The organism is Pseudoalteromonas sp. 2CM37A (assembly GCF_023161885.1).
Taxonomy (GTDB): Bacteria; Pseudomonadota; Gammaproteobacteria; order Enterobacterales; family Alteromonadaceae; genus Pseudoalteromonas; species Pseudoalteromonas atlantica.
In genome coordinates, this window is sequence record NZ_JALNTJ010000002.1 from 731,192 (window position 1) to 749,748 (window position 18,557).

Sequence of the window (18,557 nt, forward strand, 5' to 3'; positions counted from 1 at the left end):
TCACTCTCCTAAATCCCAATAAGGTGTATCGGTGTAATAATTGCTCGCAAAATCAACAAACGCGCGCACTTTACTGGGTAAAAACTGCCTGTTTGCGTACACCATATAAAGCCCTATTGGCTCAGGTTCGTAGTCTTTTAATATACGCACTACTTTACCCTGTGCCAGCGCCTCACCAGCTATAAATGTTGGCTGCATGGCAATACCGCCACCTGCTATAGCGGCATTGAGTAGCAGGTCGCCATTGTTAGCAACTAGGTTACTTTCAAGCTTTAACTCGTTTTTAAGCTCGTTCGCTCCACGTAGCTTTTTGGTAGGCTCGGTGTGGGCGTAGCGTAAATAGTTATGCGATTGCAGCTCTTCTAAGGTAGTAGGCGTGCCGTGCTGCGCTAAATAAGAAGGAGAGGCAAACACCGCTAACCTAATAGGCGCTATTTTTTTAGCAATAAGTGATGAGCTTTTTAAAACCCCAATGCGCAGCGCTATATCAATACCTTGCTCAACAATATCAACAAACTGGTCAGTAAGGTTTAGATCTAATTTTAAATTTGGATAACGCTTTTGAAACTCAACCAATAGCGGTGCTAAGTGCTTTACCCCAAACGACATAGGGGCACTAATACTGAGCACACCAGAGACATTTTCGTTTAGGTTATCGAGCGAATTTTCCATGTCGTCTATATCGTCTAGCACCTGTAAGCAGCGGGTAAAATAGTGATCTCCCGCCTCGGTAGTGCTTACTTTGCGCGTGGTGCGGTGCAGTAATCGGGTAGCAAGCCCCTCTTCTAGCGCAGACACATACTTGCTCACAAGTTGCGGCGATATATCGAGCTTATCGGCAGCTTTAGAAAAAGACCCCTCTTGTACAACACTTACAAAAGTCTTCATGGTGGTTAGCTTATCCATTATTAGCAATGCCTTGTTTATAATTTTTAAATAAAGATCGTATTAATTATGTTTATAAAAACAGTTAAAGTCCACACATCGCATTTTTGCACAGTTAGTGAGTTTTTATAGCGTTATAAACACATTTTTTTGCTTAAATAACTATTTATTTACAACAAAATGGAGTTAATACGTGCTACTGCAGCAATCACGCTTCTTTTTATCCATTCTAACGCCAAGTCGGGTTTATTAATAATGCAGTATCGCTGTACGTGAATAAGCACGCTTATATTTTTATTAATGACTAAGAGATAAAGCCATGAAAAGATTAAACAACAAAGTAGCCATCGTTACTGGTGCAGCACAAGGTATTGGCGCTGCTTATGCAAAAGGTTTAGCTCAACAAGGCGCTAAAGTTGTGCTTGCTGATTTAGCCGACCCAAGCGCAGCCGTAGCTGAAATTATTGCCGCTGGCGGCCAAGCAATAGGCTGCAAAGTAGATGTAACGAATAGTGAATCGTTAGATGCCATGGTAAAACAAACCGAAGCTGAATTTGGCCCGGTTGAAATATTAGTTAACAATGCCGCTATATTTGCTGCGCTTGAGCTTAAGCCATTTTGGGAAATATCTGAAGACGAATGGGATTTAGTTATGCGCGTAAATGCACGCGGGCCTTTTCAGTGTACTAAAGCAGTGTTGCCTAGCATGCGTAAATTAGGCCGCGGTAAAATCATTAACATTGCATCGGGTACATTTTTACGTGGTGCGCCTATGTTTTGCCATTATGTGGCATCTAAAGGCGCGGTTGTTGGGCAAACACGTGCGTTGGCCACTGAGCTTGCTAACGATAATATTTTAGTTAACTGCCTATTAGTTGGCTTAACCGAAAGCGAAGGCGTTAAAAATAACGCACAGTTTGATAAAGCTAAAAATAGCACTCTAGGCTCACGAGTAATTAAACGTGCGATGGAGCCTGAAGACTTACTTGGCCCTATTTACTTTTTAGCCAGCGAAGACAGCGATTTTATGACCGGACAATGTATTAACGTTGATGGTGGCGCAATTAACTACTAACACGCCTGATTGCTTATTTAGTGTTAATTTAAAAGCCGATGTTTACGCATCGGCTTTTTAACGTGGGGGGCAAATAAAAATTAGTTTAACAATACTGTATTTATAATATCTCAATGGGCGCTTTATTTATTAACAAAATTAAAGGCAATAAAATAAGGGGATATTAATAAAACCCTTAGGTATTACCATGGCTCAACCTGCACTATTTATCTCTCACGGTTCACCTATTATGGCCGTACAGCAATCGCCAACGTCTGACTTTTTAAAAGCGCTTGGCAAGTCACTCAACACGCCACGCGCTATTGTTATTTTTTCGGCGCACTTTGATATGGCCCATGATGAAGCGGCCCATAATATTGTAATAACCGCAGGGCAAGCGCCTGAAACCATTCACGACTTTTATAATTTTCCTGCGCATATGTATAACATTAAATACCCTGCGCCAGGTCATCCTGAGCTTGCGAGTAATATTGCAACGCTATTTAAAAATAAAGGCATTACAGCAATACTTGATGAACGCCAAGGCTGGGATCATGGAGTATGGATACCACTGCGCTTAATGTACCCGCAGGCAAATATTCCTATTGTACAAGTATCTATAAATACTCAATTAGGCGCAAAAGCCATGTATGAATATGGGCAGTTACTTGCCCCACTTCGTGACGATAATATATTAATTATTGGCTCTGGCGGCATTAGCCACAACCTACGAGAAGTGTTTAAAACCCCTGCTACACCTAACCGTGTACAAATGGTAAAAGCGTTTACCCAATGGGTTGAATATAAGCTTTTAGCGCAAGACACGCCCGCACTTTTAAATTACTTAGCCGATGCACCCCACGTGTTATTTAACCACCCTACCCAAGAGCATTTTTTACCACTCTTTGCTGCTTTGGGCGCAGGCGGCAAGCAAGTTGAAAAACTCTTTAGTGATATTGAAATGGATATTTTAGCGCTTGATACCTATAAGTTTTATTAATTTTAATCAGTCCAGTGCAAGCGCCTTTGGTTTTTTAATCAAAGTGTAATGGGGGTTTACAAAGCGTATGTTGGGTTAAGAGCAGCAAAGCCCAACATAAAGTTATAAAGTGGGCTTTAACGCAGCTTTTTAATGTAATTAGATGTGGCGCTATTTTTATGCGCGTCACCATAAATAATTGGTGACGGATAGTATTCTGCGTCTAACTGTATGGTGGAGGCAACATCTTCACTAAAATAATCGGCAATAAAAGCAAGGCACATATCCATACCTGCTGAAACACCCGCACAAGACCAAATATTGCCATCTTTTACAAAGCGTTCTTCAACTACGGTTACAGTGTTATCTTTTTTAAGGTGCTCTAAAAAAGCCCAGTGGGTGGTTACTTTTTTATGCTTAAATAGCCCCGCTTTTTGCATTAAATACATACCAGTGCAAATAGATAAAACACTGTGGCAGTTTTCAGCTGTTTTTTTAAGATAATTAATAACGTCAAGGTCTTCCATTGCTATACGTGCACCACTACCGCCAGGTACAAATAATACATCGGGCTGCACTGGGTCAGTAAAATGATAATCGGCACTAAAGCGCATGCCGTGCTCACCTGAGGGAGTCATAGAATTTAGCGATATTAATTTGGGTTTTTCACATAGCCCCTTTTCTGCCAGCAGGCCTATTAGTTCCCAAGAACCAACTAAATCCAGCTCTTCAACTTTGTCGTAAATTAAAAAATATATTTTCATACTATGTTTATTAACCTTTTGATTTGTTTCTTATTAAGTTGGCTTACTTATTCGTATCACAAATGAACTTAAAGCCATAAACAAACATGATGAAAAATCGCTTCAGCTATTGGAAATACATTATCGATCACCCATAAGCTTTCTTCGCTAACAGCTTCTTCAACTTTCCATATTTTACTAGCGACAAAATCAGTGTGTCGAAGTTCTCATCTGGGGTTTTGTTAGGTTATTGTCCTTAATAATTGCTTTGAACTTTCATTAATCTCGATATTTTCAATAATTCTTAATGGCTCGTTACAGTTTACAATCCAATAATGTCTAGGTCCTGAATACTTTAACGTGTTAAAGACTAGGTTGTGAAATAGATTGAGACAGAGTAATAAGTCCTGTCTTTCTTTTTCTAAGGAGGCAGTGTTCACATCTTTGGTTTTTGGATGTGCGCTAGAGTTTCTTAGTTTGCTCCACGCTCTCTTTTCTTCTAGAGATACAACACCAAGTGTGACTAAATAATCAAGAGATTTAGCTGCAGTGATATTTTTCCAATACGAAATACTGCTTTTTAAACGTTCTATTTTGGCTGGAGATATGTTTAGGTCTGAAACTAACGATTTAATATTTGATATTTCTTCATCCAAATGATCGTTGACGTCAAACTGCTTAAACTTAGGGATAAAAATATCATTTAGTAAGCCCTCAATAGCAACTGATAAAGTTAGTATTGTGATGCTGCTTTTTGATTGAAAAGAGTACCAAACCCTTGACCATTGATTGTAAATGCTCTCGAAAATGTTTGGAGACACTTCATATAATTCATAGATATTTTTGAAAATTTGGTAATGGTAATCTGTTTCAACCTTTTTTTTCCCGAATGTGCTTGGAACAGGGTTTGAAGATCTCTGGCGCTTTTGGATATTACTAATGCTACTTATAATACTAATTTTATGATGTTTATTTCTTTTTACTGTAAACATTGGTTGAACCATGCTTCCACATGTAAAACCTATATAGAACTTTAAACATTCAAAAACACGCTCAACATCAAATAGACCTGTGACACGGCAATATGTATATTTCTTTTTATCAATTATAGATATTTTAAATTCATCCATTTCAATAATTGTTTCATTCCTGCTATGAGATTCATAACCAAGAGTGGAAGTTTCATAATTAGATCTATTTGCTGGAATGTCACAATATTCCGAGAAATCAAAGTATAGGAAGTTATCCTCTTCATCGACTGTTTCTTCACATTGGATGTTATGTAGAAAAATAATTTTCTTGTTCGGAGGCTCCCTATCTGATAAGCCAAGTTCAATGGAGAAATTTGATGTTGTCAAAATATCGCCTGCTAAAGTTTCACATTTTAAATAGAGCTTATCCTTCTTATCTAGCGAATCTTTAGGGAGCATTTCTGCAAGTCGTAAGGGTGGTATATTGGTATTTCCGGTACATATAAACTCAAGATATAGCATTCCTTGTTTATTGATTCTTATAACACCGTGACCAAATAGTTCAACTCCATCTTCTTGCCAAATTTTTATATTTATACAATGAAGTTCAAGTTGCCCGTCTCGTAATAATGGTAATAATTTATCTGTTGACTTCATTGTTACTCTAATTATTGAATATGTTTACGGTTAGTATGAAAACGCTAGCCACCTAGTAGTGCGCGAATAGCGCATAATCCTCAGCCGCTTCGCTCATTTATATATTTCATACAGTTTTAACAAATTAACTAAAGTATTGCTATTAGGAAGTTTTTTATTCTTTATAAATGATTCAGGACGTTAAATATGTGAGTTACTCATTTGATTAAATATGAGAGAAACAGTTATTTTATGGTCTTAATTTGCTATCTAACCTACAGCTAACAAAGTTATCAAACTATATGATAATTGAAACTCTAACTCTTAAAACAGATAAACTTCATTAATTTGAGCAATCGTTCAAATTAAGTTAAGCTCAAAACGATTAACTTACAAGTATCTTAAAATTATTGGGAGCAAACATGGCAACCACACTCGCATTTGACGTATACGGTACGCTTATAAACACTCACGGCGTGCTGTCTTTACTTGAAGATATGATAGGCAATAACGCGCAAAACTTTTCAAATACATGGCGCGAAAAACAATTAGAGTATTCGTTTAGGCGTGGGTTGATGCAAAACTATATACCGTTTTCGTTATGTACCAAACATGCCCTCGATTACGCGTGTTTAGCGCACAAAACGCAGCTTAGTGACGATCAGAAGCAGCAATTGCTTGAGCAGTATAAAATTTTACCCGCCTTTGACGATGTTAAAAAAGGCCTTGAGCAACTTAAAGCGCAAAATTACCGATTGTTTGCATTTTCTAATGGCGCTGCGGACGCGGTTAATAAATTGCTCGAAACTGCAGGTATTACTGAGCTTTTTGAAGGTGTAGTAAGTGCCGACGATATGAAAACATTTAAGCCAAACCCAGGTGTTTACAGCCATTTCTTACGCGAGACCAATTCAACGGGCGCAAACACCTGGCTTATTTCGAGTAACCCGTTTGATATTACCGGCGCTATTTCACATGGTATGCGCGGAGCATGGATAAAACGCTCTGAGGATTCTATTTTTGATCCGTGGGAAATTCAGCCAACCACCGTAGCCACCGATCTAGTGGATTTAAAAAATAAGCTTGAAGATATCAATTAAGCTGCATTTTTTCTTTTATATCCCTCTTTAGCACTTAAGATTTAACCGAGTTGTAAAGGGGGTTTACTTCTTATAGTGGTACTGCACACTTATAATACGTTCGCTTTTTGCTACCCCTCCCATCTCTTATATTTCAACTAGCGCACTATTTTACAAACTGTGATTATTTAGCGCGCATTTTGGCACCTTCCCATAGCTCATTTTATATACTTTGTTAGTTTTAAAAGTAATTCCTTATAACTAATCAGTCACTCCTAATTGCGAAAATAAACCTATATCTAACCCTTAATCATTATTGTAAATGCAAATTGTTACTATTAAGATCCTCAACCCCAATACAAGTACAACCAAGGAGCGAATATGTCACAATTACAATCGGCGCAGCTCAGCCCTGTCGAAAATAAAGCAATATTTGAGCAAAACGGGTTACCTCCTCAATTTAATCTCGATCAGTTTATTAACTACCAAATAGCGTCGTTGCAGGGGCTTTCGGCTGTACAACAAGCTATGGCTAAAGCGCAAAAGCCGTTTTCTGGCGTGTCTGTTAATACGCTTGCCGCCACTGTAAATGATGTAGATTTAGCCAAACCTCTTGCTGATTTTCCTGCAGTATTAAACGAGCTTAAAAGTGTGTATTTAGATCACGCTGTGTATTTTCATCATCCGCGTTATATGGCGCATTTAAATTGCCCCGTTACGTACCCTGCAGTTGTGGCTGAGCACATCATTGGCGCAATCAATACGTCGGTAGACACCTGGGATCAAAGCGCTGGCGCGACCCTTATTGAACAAAAATTAATAGATTGGAGCTGTGAAAAAGCAAAATTACCTAGCACTGCCGATGGCGTTTTTACCAGTGGTGGTACGCAATCGAACTTAATGGCTATGCTTGTTGCTCGCGAAGTCGCAGTGAGCCGCTATGCACCTAATCATGAAGTAAAACTGCAAGGCTTGCCTGAAGTAGCCTCTCGTTTTCGTATTTATTGCTCTGAGGTTGCGCATTTTAGTATTCAAAAGGCAGCGGCATTATTGGGCCTTGGTTATAACGCGGTAGTGCCCGTGGCTACAAACAATAAAATGCAAATGGATATGGACGCACTTAACCACGCCATTGCGGATTCTAAAGCGAAGGGCGATTTACCTATCGCTGTGGTAATTACCGCAGGTACAACCGATTTTGGCTCAATTGACCCTGTTGAAGACATAGCAAAACTTGCTAAAAAAGAGCAGCTTTGGTGCCATGTTGACGGCGCATACGGCGGTGGTTTATTGGTAAGCGAGCATCACCGAAGTGCTTTAAACGGCATAGAACAAGTAGATTCAATTACCATTGATTACCATAAATCGTTTATGCAACCGGTTAGCTGCAGTGCTTTTTTATTAAGTGACAAACGCCACTTTAGCCATATTACCCTTTACGCTGACTATCTAAACCCGCTTGCTGAGGCCGGCAATGGCACGCCAAATTTAGTTGATAAAAGCTTACAGACCACACGCCGTTTTGATGCCTTAAAACTGTGGTTAACACTGCGCACCATGGGTGAAGCGCCACTTGGGCGAGCGTTTGATAAAGTAATTGGCCTTGCTCGTCAAACCCACATTGTTCTTAACGACCACCCAGATTTTGAAGTTATAAATTACCCAGAGCTTAGCGCGCTGGTATTTCGCTTTGCGCCAGAGGAGCTAAAACATAACCCCGATTTACTCGACACCCTAAACCTGCACGTACGCCAAACATTCTTAAATACTGGTGAAGCCATGATTGCGCGCACCAAAATTAACGGCCGTCATTACCTTAAATTTACGTTACTTAATGCCCAGTGCCAATTGAGCGATGTGCGCGCCGTGCTTGAACAAATTAGCACTATTGCGTGGCAAACGTATAAGGAGCAAAAATAATGAGTAACCAACCCTATGACTTTATAGCCATTGGCCTTGGCCCGTTTAATTTATCGTTAGCGTGTTTAAGTGAGCCGCTAGAGGGTGTTAAAAGCTTATTTTTAGAGCAGCGTAGCCAATTTGATTGGCACCCCGGAATGATGCTAGAAGGTGTTACCTTGCAAACGCCGTTTATGTCTGACTTAGTGACTCTTGCAGACCCTACCAGTAAGTACAGTTTTTTAAATTATGCCAAGCTTAATAATCGCTTATACCCATTTTATATTCGCGAGAGCTTTTTTTTACTGCGTAAAGAATACAATCTCTATTGCCAGTGGGTGTGCTCGCAGCTTAGCAACGTAAGCTTTGAGCAAAGTGTAACTAAGGTTGAGTTTTGCCAGCAAAGTGAGTGCTATACCGTTACCTGTAAAACCCCAAATGGGGAGCAGCACTATGTTACGCGCCACTTAGTGCTTGGCACCGGCCCTGCCCCATATATTCCTGATTGTGCAGTGCAAAGTAATTCTAATAACGTACTGCACAGTAGCGATTTTTGCCACCGCCTTGATGAGCTAAAAGCGGCTAAACGCGTTACGGTTGTAGGAGCTGGACAAAGTGCGGCTGAAATTTATCACACCTTATTACAACAAGCTGTGCCACAAGGTTTGCAACTAGATTGGATTGCGCGATCGCCGCGTTATTTTCCGCTGGAATACACTAAACTCACCCTTGAAATGACCTCTCCTGAGTATGTTGATTACTTTTATAATTTAAAAACTGAGCAACGAGATTGGCTTAATCAAAATCAAAAAAACTTATTTAAAGGCATTAATGGCGATTTAATTAATGACATTTTTGACACCCTTTACGCGCAAAGCCTAGATGGGCCCATTTCTACCACATTTAAAACTAACAGCAAGCTTACCAATACACGTAAAAGTGCTGGTCGCTTAGTCACTGAGTTTTATCATCAAGAGCTAAATGAAGCCTTTGAAATAAAAACCGATTACTTAATTTGTGCCACAGGCTTTAAATACAAGCGCCCTGCTTTTTTAAACCCCATTGCACAGCAACTCCCAGAAGATGAGCAAGGCCGCTACTTAGTTAGCCGCGAGTATGCAATAGATAGCGAGCAAAAACGTATATTTGTACAAAATGCAGAGCAGCACACCCATGGTTTTGTAACCCCCGATTTAGGCATGGCGTGTTATCGCAACAGTATAATTTTGCGCGAAATACTCGGTTATGCGCCGTATCAGGTTGAGCAAAAAATTGCTTTTCAGTGTTTTGATTTAAGCGATGTAGAAACCCATTCACAGCAAAAGAGTAACGCCGCATGAGTTTACGTTTAGCGCTTATTTTGCTTACGGTTATTTCGGTCGTGTGCGACACCTTATTACTGCCGTTTTATCCGCAATTTTTTGCCAGCGAATTTTCTGTAAGTAACCCCACACTTATTGGCGTGTTTGTAGCTAACTGTTGTATTACCGTTATGCTCGCGTTGCCCCTGTGGGCAAAGGTTGCCAAAAAATACCACGAGCTGGCTCTTTGGCTTGTAACGCAAGTTATTGCCGCCTGCTTTGGTTTACTTTGTTATTTTGCAACTAACGTGTGGGAGTTTTGGTTTTATTATCAGCTTATGTTGGTGCTCAAAGCCAGTTACCTGCTTATTTACCCGTTTGCACTGCGTTTAGAGCAGCAAAGTAAGCATCTTTCTATTATTGGCTTGTTTTCGGTACTTATGCACTTTGGTGCTATTGGTGGCGCGTTAGTGGGCGGGTACTTTTTTAGTTTGAACGCTCCGCGTTATGCATTGTTATTAAGTGCTGCGGGCGATGTAATACAAGTGCTGCTGTGCGCCTATTTAATGGTGAGCTTAAAGTTAGGTATTTATCAGCAAGCGATTGAAAGCGAAAAACCACGTACTCGTACACCGTATTTTATTTGGCAATTTTGCTTTATAAGCGTGGTTGTTTACTTTAGTGCGTTTTTAATTAGGCCGTTTTTTACTACCCATTGGCAAGGAATGAGCGCGCAAAGTAGTGCATTCCAAAGTGCGCTTGTGTACGCCATTCCTGCTTTTGCAGCCCTACTTATGCTGTTGTTTAACCACTTTCGGCAGCACTTACCTTTTCCTACGCTTAGCCGCACCAGTACATTGTTGTGTGCTCTTATTTTTGGCGCTATTGGGCTTTATTTACAGGCGCAAGAGTCGGTGTGGTTAGTTGTCAGCTCTCGCGTTTTATACGGTATAGCGCTATTTCAGGTCATGGTTTTATTAGAAGTGATGCTATTTGCTAAAAGCGAGCCTGCTCACTACGGCAGTGATTTTGCCAAAGTGCATGTTGCGCAAAATATTGGCGTTATTTTAGCGTCGTTATTAGTGGGTATGAGTGTGGAATATTTTAATACCACCGTGCCTTTTTACTTTGCTGCCATTGGCTTTGCAAGCCTTGGCGCTATTTTGCTATGGCGCGTTAAATTTGTTGGCCAAGCTGCACACACAGCCACTTAATATTTAAAAAGATTTAGGAGTTTTTATGTATTTTTCATCTTTTGTAGCCACGTTACAACACACCGGTAATGTGACTATGCGGTTACTACAGCAAAGCGATATGCCCATAATCTGCCAGTGGCTTACACTACCTTACGCCCATTTTTGGGGTATGAGTAAACACACACACGAGCAAATGTGCAGCGCCTACCAAGATATAATTAACAACCCGCACCATCATGCCTATGTTATTGAGCAAAATAATGAGCTGCTTGCCTTAGTTGAGCTTTACAGCCCAAAGCACGACAAGCTACTCGCAGCTGCCTATGAGGTACAGCCAAACGATACCGGCATGCATATTTTACTTGCCCCAAATACACAGCCTAAACGCCATTTTAGTTTTGAAATAATGCAGTGCGTATTGCACAGTATTTTTACTCATAATGCCGATGCACGCGTAGTAGTAGAGCCCGATATTGCCAATAGTAAAATTCATACCTTAAATAAGCGTTTAGGCTTTGTGCATACTAAGCAAATAACCCTTGGTGATAAAAACGCCTACCTTGGGTTTTGTAATAAAGCTGCGTTTGAAACGCACGTTAATTTACATCACAAAGCGCAAATGCCAATAAACACCGACTATATAAAGTTTGACCACTGGCAATGGGCAAACAGGCACTTACAAAGTAAAGCCATTAGCGAACTGGTACACGAGCGCTTATTGGTTGCAGAGCAAACCCCACAAGGTTTTAAAGTAAATATTGAAGGAGGTTATTTTATATTTAATGGCCGTGCTATGGCGCTTAATCACATAGATATAGACGAGCCAAGCTTATGCTTTTATAACCTTAACAACGAGCAAGTAGCGCTTGATGTACTGCACTTTTTTAGCGTGCAAGGCCCTGCGCTGGGTTTAACTGGCGAGCGTTTAGCCACCTACCTTGAAGAGCTTAACGCCACACTTGCCAGTGCCTGTTATAAACGCGAAAACAACACTCTTAGCGCAGCCGAACTTGCGCAATTAGGGCTGCAACAAATAGAGGCTGCAATGAGCGAAGGCCACCCTGCGTTTGTGGCTAATAATGGCCGAATTGGTTTTAGCAAAACCGACTTTTTACGCTATGCGCCAGAGGTGGGTAAACCGTTTAAAGTGCTGTGGTTAGCGGCGCACAAAACAGTATGTGATTTTGCTTATAGTGAATACTTTAGTGATTACCCAAGCCATATTAGTGGCGAGCTTGATTTAACCACTCGTAATGCGTTTAACAAAGCGCTAAAAACGCAAAACCTAAACCCCGACGACTACCTATTAATACCAGCGCACCCGTGGCAATACCAACATAAATTAAGTGTGGTGTTTGCCAACGAGTTTGCCAATAACCGTTTAGTTTACTTAGGTGAAGGCGACGATTTATATCAAGCGCAACAATCTATTCGCACCTTATATAACTGCTCGCATCCGCATAAGCCGTATTTAAAAGTGGCGCTGTCTATTTTAAATATGGGTTTTATGCGCGGGCTTTCGCGCGCTTATATGGCGGTAACCCCGGCTATAAATGATTGGGTATTTAATAAAGTAAACTACGACCCCACGCTTAGCGCGTGCAATTTTACTGCACTAAGAGAGTACGCCACCTTAGGGTATGCGCATCATACCTTTGAGCAAAGCGCATTGGGCGATACACCGTATCGTAAAATGTTTGCCTGTTTATGGCGCGAAAACCCAAACCATAACTTACAAAATAATGAGCAGCTCACCACCATGGCCGCACTACTGCACCTAGATAACAACGGTAAAAGTATGGCAGGTGCATTAATAGATCAAAGTGGTTTAAGCACTCACGCTTGGCTGCAACACTATTTTAACGCCTATCTTATCCCGTTAGTGCATTGTTTTTATGCCCATAAATTAGTGTTTATGCCGCACGGCGAAAACCTTATTTTAAAGCTTAAAAATTCAGTCCCTGTAGGCGCCTACATGAAAGACATAGGCGAAGAAGTAGCGCTGCTTAATAGCACTGAACCTTTACCTGATGAGGTTTCGCGTATTCATATTGCTATGCCAAAAGAGCTTGAATTACTGAGCATATTTACCGATGTATTTGACTGCTTTTTTAGATACCTAGTGGCTATTTTAGTAAGAGAAGAGCGCATTACCGAGCACGACTTTTGGCACGGCGTTGCGCAAAGTGTTAAAGCGTATCAACAGGCTAACCCTGCCTTAAATGCGCGTTTTAAAGAGTATGACTTTTTTAGTGATGAATTTGCACACTCTTGCTTAAACCGCTTGCAGCTTGGCAATAATAAACAAATGGTTGATTTAACCGACCCAGCAGGCAGTTTACAGTTTGCCGGAAGTTTAAATAACCCGGTATCGGCAAAGCTGTATGGCTAAGCCAGTAACCCTTGCGCACTTTTTATTTTGCCCAGATGAGCCAGCTACTGCGGCTCACCCAAGCTTAGATTTAGTGCGCACATTAGCGATTCATTGCAAGGCGCACTACCCACATGCGCCTGGGCAATTTATTAGTCGGCATTTATATTTGCAGCTTTGTTGGCAAACTATGTATGCCTATTGTTATTGGCATACTTCTAAACAAAATGCACATAACCCCATGCAATTACAGCTTAAAATTAATGGCGCTTATAGCCGAGGGTTTAACCTCAGCGGTGCGCCTATATTAAGTAAAGCTGAGCAAAACAATGCACTTATTGAGTTTATTAGCTGTGTAGGAAAGTGGATAAATACCGATTATGCGCTGGGAAAAAAAGAGCAAGGGCGCTTATTAATTGACACCCTTAACAGCGCATTTGAGCGCGCCCATAGCTTAAATTTAGCAAGCGCTGATCACACTACACATTGCCATCAGCAGCTACACAATTTAATCAGCAATCACTTTAATTTAAACACCCCATTTAAATTAACGGCCGGTCGCTTAACGTGCTGTCGTTATTATTTAGCTGGTTACAGCAAATGCCAAACCTGCCCTAAAAAGGATATTAAAACCAATGAACACACGTCTTAAAACGATAGACCTTGCCCGAGGAGCGAGCGTTTTTATTATGATTTTGGTACACACTTTATGGATGTACTCGAGCACAACGCTTCAAAGTGAGAGCCTATTTGGGGCTGTTATCCATATACTTGGCAAAGGCACCGCCTCGTTTTTAGTGGCAATGGGGCTGTCTATGGCGCTTTCGCGCAGGCAAACCCCCATGTTATTAATTAAGCGTGGTATACAGCTTTTACTACTTGCCTATTTAATGAATGTGGCAAAATTTTGGCTACCCATTGAGGTATTTAATACCATGCCCGAGGCATTTATAAATGCCTATGGCTGGCAAAGCCCGCTCAGTGCTGGGCAGTTACAATTTATGGTGTTAACCGGTGATATTTTACAACTTGCTGGGGTGAGCTTAGTGCTGTTTGGCGCGCTTAATATTGCCCGCTGGAAAACCACATGGATTACATGTTTAGCCATGGCTATTGCACTTGTAAGCCAGTTTGTTAGGGGGCAGCAGTTTGCGCTTTCGCCTTACATTAGTGATTTGTTTTTTGCTAATAACTACCAAGTTTATTTTCCGGTATTTCCATGGGTAAGCGCTATATTAACCGGCTACGTGCTTGGGCGTGTATATATAAATAGCCAGCGTAATGCAGCGTATTTATTTAATGTGTGTGCAAAGTTAGGGGCCGCATTATTAGTGATTGGTTCAGTGTGGTTATTTATTGATTTTAAAGGCCAGTTTGGTAACTTTTTTCACTTAAATGGCGGCGGTATTATTTATTTAGTTGGTTTAAATTTATGTGCATTAGCCTTAATAGAATATGCCATTGCCAATAAATTTAATGGCCCTATTACACGCGCTCTTTTATATGCGAGCAAACATGTAACGGCCCTTTACATTATTCAATGGGTGCTAATTTGCTGGCTTATGGGCGTGTTTGGTTATCATACACAGTCGCTTTGGCCAACGTTGTGCTTAATGGTACTTATGAGCTTATTAACCTTTGCAGTGCACAAAGTGTATTTGCAAGCTAAGCAAACCATACTCGCTATTAAGCAAAAGCCTAAGCGTACAGCATAAATTAAACTCTCTGGCTATTACTGGTAAAGTAATAGCCAGCCATAAAAAACGAACATAAAAAATGAGCAATATACACATGGGCTAAGAGTATATAAAATCTACTTATAACGTGGAGCATACAAAAGGAGTCTATTAAGTAGGTAATGAGTGCAGTCGTGCTTTGCATTTACCACGTTATTTATAAGCAAGATTGTGTATTAGTCAGTTACTTTGTTTTTTTTGGAGTTTAGTTTGAAAGTAGAACAGCCTGTATTAGGCAAAACTGGCACGTTAATTTTTTTAGTTATTTTAGGGCGTGTTGATCTTTGCGGATTGAAATTTGTTCAATCTAGGGGCGATTAAATCGCGGCGCGAGGTTTGTAACCTAGTGGGCTAAGTAAAAACCGAGTAACAAAGAGTTTATCGTCCCTAGGCAGAACCCGAAGGGCAGCGCATGTTTGGCATTTATGCTGCGTTATCGCCTATTAATGGGGAATAACCACACTTCATAGGCTCTGCCTTGCCTAAAAACCAAACATACTGCTGCAAATTTAATCATCAAAGATCAACACGCCCTAGTGCATTTCCCCCTTTAACTACCGATTTATATCTTCCTGCTTTACCTACTATGGTAGAGAAACTAAATACTAACCAAGCCATGGTTAACTTAACACTTAGCGTATATTTTGCAGCCTACGCCATAGGACTATTATTTTGGGGCCCACTAAGTGAGAAATTTGGCCGTAAACCTATTTTGCTTATGGGCCTTGGAATATACGTAATAGGCAGTGTGCTTTGTGCGTTATCTAATTTTGTAGAAATGCTTATAGGCGCGCGTTTATTACAAGCCTTTGGCGGAAGTGCAGTAACGGTTGTAGCCACGGCAATAGTAAAAGATTTGTACGATGGCCGCGAGCGAGAAAAAATTATCGCCACTATTATGTCGCTGGTTATTATTGCCCCTATGGTGGCGCCTGTGCTGGGCGCATTGCTACTAAAAATTGCTAATTGGCATATGATGTTTGCTGCTTTAGCTGTGTTTGGCTCGGTGGCTATGTTATTTACCTTTTTTTACCGCGAAACCTTACATACACGCTACGCCGGCTCTGTTTTTCAGTCGTGGGGGCGATTAGCTGTAGTAGTTAAAAATCCGCCATTTTATCGCTATTGGCTGTTTTTACTATTGTGCCTATGGCGTTAATGTCGTTTTTAGCGGCGGGCTCTTATGTATATATCAACGGGTTTGGTTTGTCTGAACAAACCTTTAGTTACGCCTTTGCAGCGAATGCTGTGTGCGCCTCGTTTGGGCCAACAATTTATATGCGGCTTTCTAAACGTGTATCGGTAAAAAAAATAATTACTGCGAGTTTTTTAACCCTAACAGCATGCGGTATAAGTACCATTTTTATAGGCGGTTTATCGCCTTGGGTATTTGGTGCATTGGCAGCAATAGCCACCCTAACCGTTATTATTACCCGCGTGCCCGGTACTAATTTAATGTTAGAACAACAAACAACGGACACGGGCTCTGCTGTGGCCGTTATTCAGTTTTGCTCTATGATTGCAGGCGCAATAGGCATGGCGCTTGTATCGCTTAATGCACAAACATTAATTAAAAACTTAGGTGTTATTCAGCTAAGTATTGGCCTTATAGCGCTTACTTTATGGTTGGTATTTAAAAATAAGGCGTATGTAAGCGCCTATATGTCTAAGGTTTAAACACGCTAAAACCCAAAAAGGCAGTACAGCAAATTAAAGCTGGCTGTACTGCCTTTTAAAAAAATTATTCCCCCGCTTTTATCGCCTCAATTACCGTGTGCATGCGCTTTGCCATTGGCCTGTTACGATGATGACACACATAAATATTTTCGCTGATTGGATTAGCTAAATGATGCGTTTTTATAAGCGCTGGTTTATTAAATGCGCCCACCGCATAAGCAGGTAAAACAGTAAAACCTAGCCCTAAACTTACCGGCTCGAGTATTAAACTTATTTGGTTAGAAAACCCCGTACGCTTAATTTGATCAACATGCTCAAACTCGCTGTAGTTTTCGCTAAGTAATAGCTGCGCGTGGTGTTTTGCATCGGGGTGGCCAATAAAGCCAAGCTCACATAAAACCTCCCATGTTGGGTTTTTAATATGTGTGGGGGTTACTAATAATAAAGCTTCTTGGCCAATTTTATGGCTGGTAACTTCGCTAAGCGTGGGGGCTTGGGTTAAAAAGCCTATGTCGGCACTGTGGTTTGCCACCGCTTGCTCTACACTGGTATTAGGTGCAAAGCGATAATCAATATTAAGCTCGGTATGCTCAGCCTGTAATGCTAATAATTGGCTATAAAATTGTAGCCCACAGCTACCTGGCGATTGTATTTTTACTAGGCCGCTGTAAGGCGAGTCATCTTTTAATTGTTGTTCTAAAAATTGCCATTCTTTTAATAACAAACTGCCTTGCTGATACAAATTTTGCCCATGTACGGTAAGGGTAAATTGTTTGCCGTGGCGCTCTAATAGCGCGCAGTTTACTTGCTGCTCTAGCTTTTTAATATGCTGGCTTACGCCCGATTGGGTCATAAATAAGCGCTCGGCGGTTTGGGTAAAATGATTTACCTCAACCAACGTACAAAACGTGTTTAACCATGTCGGGTTTATCATTACAAAACATACTCAAAATGATGATTAATGATAATTTTACTTAATAAGTACGGGTTCGTAAACTAACTCCATCAACTAATTACAGTTAAAGAGGAAGCATTATGAGTCATACATATCCACGTAGTTTTTCGCACATTGGTATTTCAGTACCAGATGTTGAAAAAGCCGTAGAGTTTTACACTAAGGTGATGGGCTGGTACACCATAATGGAGCCTACCGTGATCACTGAAGATAACAGCCCCATTGGCGAAATGTGCACCGATGTATTTGGTCCAAATTGGGAAAAATTTAAAATAGCGCACCTTTCAACAGGCGACCGTATTGGTGTAGAAATTTTTGAATTTAAAGACCAAGAAAACCCTAAAGACAACTTTGAATACTGGAAAACCGGTATCTTCCATTTTTGTGTACAAGACCCAGATGTTGAAGGCTTAGCGGAGCGTATTGTTGCTGCAGGTGGTAAAAAACGTATGCCAGAGCCACGTTACTACTACCCTGGCGAAAAGCCGTACCGCATGATCTACATGGAAGACCCGTTTGGTAACATCCTTGAGATTTACAGCCACAGCTACGAGCTTATTTACAGCGCAGGCGCTTACTAAACGTAGCTAATTTAAAAAAGTTTAGCTAAAAACAAAGGCCGCAGTATTTATTTACTGCGGCCTTTTTGTTTTAAATAGACTTGTCGATTATTAATTTGGCTAATATTGGGTGTATAAAAATCAATATCTTCATTTGATTGATTATAGGTACATACACTGATAGCTTACTAATTGCACAAAGTTGTTCTAAAGGAAAAACATGAATCTGTCACTGGAAGACATCACCACCAATAATTACGAAGCCATATGCGAATTGGATGTTACTAAAACGCAAGAAGAATACGTAGCGTGTAATATGTGGTCGTTAGTTGAGGCGCACTATAATAGCGGGTATACCTGTAAAGCGTTTTCCTAAATGCTCTGCCAGTTGGCTTTTTTATGTGGGTACAAGAAACCCCTAAAAAGGTTTCTATTTGGCGCTTTATGGATGATCAAACTTATACCAACTCCAATAAATAGCTGCTCTATTTTACTTGCTAAAACAACCCATTTCT

16 protein-coding genes and 1 pseudogene are annotated in these 18,557 nt (G+C 40.6%); 13 read left to right on the forward strand and 4 right to left on the reverse strand.

Going from position 1 to position 18,557, the window contains the following annotated elements:
* Entirely contained in the window at positions 1-906 is a 906-nt protein-coding gene (locus tag MTF68_RS06925; protein WP_248450141.1) for a LysR family transcriptional regulator, read from the reverse strand.
* 298 nt (positions 907-1,204) lie between these two features.
* On the opposite strand from MTF68_RS06925, the gene MTF68_RS06930 reads away from it, so the two are divergent.
* Positions 1,205-1,960, forward strand: a complete 756-nt coding sequence (locus tag MTF68_RS06930) for a glucose 1-dehydrogenase (RefSeq protein WP_004586289.1) — start codon at positions 1,205-1,207, stop codon at positions 1,958-1,960.
* Positions 1,961-2,147: 187 nt separating this feature from the next.
* Positions 2,148-2,939, forward strand: coding sequence for a class III extradiol ring-cleavage dioxygenase (locus MTF68_RS06935; RefSeq protein ID WP_248462071.1), 792 nt, complete (start codon positions 2,148-2,150; stop codon positions 2,937-2,939).
* Between the two features lie 116 nt (positions 2,940-3,055).
* On the opposite strand, the gene MTF68_RS06940 is transcribed toward MTF68_RS06935, so the two are convergent.
* Both MTF68_RS06940 and MTF68_RS06945 read right to left on the reverse strand, forming a co-directional pair.
* Positions 3,056-3,682, reverse strand: coding sequence for a DJ-1/PfpI family protein (locus MTF68_RS06940; protein WP_064386494.1), 627 nt, complete (start codon positions 3,680-3,682; stop codon positions 3,056-3,058).
* Positions 3,683-3,903: 221 nt separating this feature from the next.
* Positions 3,904-5,289, reverse strand: a complete 1,386-nt coding sequence (locus MTF68_RS06945; RefSeq protein WP_248462072.1) for a hypothetical protein — start codon at positions 5,287-5,289, stop codon at positions 3,904-3,906.
* Between the two features lie 401 nt (positions 5,290-5,690).
* Between MTF68_RS06945 and MTF68_RS06950 the strand changes: the two genes are divergently transcribed.
* The 9 genes from MTF68_RS06950 (at position 5,691) to MTF68_RS06990 (ending at position 16,527) form a co-directional block, all read left to right on the forward strand.
* Positions 5,691-6,368, forward strand: a complete 678-nt coding sequence (locus MTF68_RS06950; protein ID WP_248462073.1) for a haloacid dehalogenase type II — start codon at positions 5,691-5,693, stop codon at positions 6,366-6,368.
* A 360-nt stretch (positions 6,369-6,728) separates the two neighbouring features.
* On the forward strand, positions 6,729-8,267 hold the full coding sequence (locus MTF68_RS06955) for an aspartate aminotransferase family protein (protein ID WP_138685420.1): 1,539 nt from the start codon (positions 6,729-6,731) through the stop codon (positions 8,265-8,267).
* A complete protein-coding gene (locus MTF68_RS06960; RefSeq protein WP_248462074.1) occupies positions 8,267-9,586 on the forward strand; it encodes a SidA/IucD/PvdA family monooxygenase in 1,320 nt (439 codons plus the stop codon). Before MTF68_RS06955 ends, MTF68_RS06960 begins: the two co-directional genes overlap by 1 nt.
* Entirely contained in the window at positions 9,583-10,761 is a 1,179-nt protein-coding gene (locus MTF68_RS06965) for an MFS transporter (protein WP_248462075.1), read from the forward strand. The genes MTF68_RS06960 and MTF68_RS06965 overlap by 4 nt, the downstream gene beginning before the upstream one ends.
* Positions 10,762-10,786: 25 nt before the next feature.
* The gene (locus tag MTF68_RS06970; RefSeq protein WP_248462076.1) at positions 10,787-13,135 is read left to right on the forward strand and encodes a GNAT family N-acetyltransferase; all 2,349 of its coding nucleotides are present in this window, start codon (positions 10,787-10,789) and stop codon (positions 13,133-13,135) included.
* Positions 13,128-13,766 carry a hypothetical protein gene (locus MTF68_RS06975; protein ID WP_248462077.1) on the forward strand — a complete coding sequence of 213 codons (639 nt, stop codon included), beginning with the start codon at positions 13,128-13,130 and terminating at the stop codon, positions 13,764-13,766. Before MTF68_RS06970 ends, MTF68_RS06975 begins: the two co-directional genes overlap by 8 nt.
* Positions 13,750-14,829 (forward strand): heparan-alpha-glucosaminide N-acetyltransferase domain-containing protein, encoded by a 1,080-nt coding sequence (locus tag MTF68_RS06980; RefSeq protein ID WP_248462078.1) that lies wholly within the window; start codon positions 13,750-13,752, stop codon positions 14,827-14,829. Before MTF68_RS06975 ends, MTF68_RS06980 begins: the two co-directional genes overlap by 17 nt.
* Before the next feature lie 499 nt (positions 14,830-15,328).
* Positions 15,329-16,009 carry an MFS transporter gene (locus MTF68_RS06985; protein WP_248462079.1) on the forward strand — a complete coding sequence of 227 codons (681 nt, stop codon included), beginning with the start codon at positions 15,329-15,331 and terminating at the stop codon, positions 16,007-16,009.
* Positions 16,009-16,527, forward strand: a complete 519-nt coding sequence (locus MTF68_RS06990; protein ID WP_248462080.1) for a hypothetical protein — start codon at positions 16,009-16,011, stop codon at positions 16,525-16,527. The genes MTF68_RS06985 and MTF68_RS06990 overlap by 1 nt, the downstream gene beginning before the upstream one ends.
* Before the next feature lie 64 nt (positions 16,528-16,591).
* On the opposite strand, the gene MTF68_RS06995 is transcribed toward MTF68_RS06990, so the two are convergent.
* Entirely contained in the window at positions 16,592-17,461 is an 870-nt protein-coding gene (locus MTF68_RS06995; protein WP_248462081.1) for a LysR family transcriptional regulator, read from the reverse strand.
* 101 nt (positions 17,462-17,562) lie between these two features.
* Here MTF68_RS06995 and MTF68_RS07000 point away from each other — a divergent pair, with 101 nt between their 5' ends.
* Complete coding sequence (locus MTF68_RS07000) at positions 17,563-18,063, forward strand: lactoylglutathione lyase family protein (protein WP_054982007.1); 501 nt, start codon at positions 17,563-17,565, stop codon at positions 18,061-18,063.
* 199 nt (positions 18,064-18,262) lie between these two features.
* Positions 18,263-18,504 (forward strand): annotated as a pseudogene (locus MTF68_RS07005) (GNAT family N-acetyltransferase); the annotation flags it as partial.
* Between the last annotated feature and the right edge of the window lie 53 nt (positions 18,505-18,557).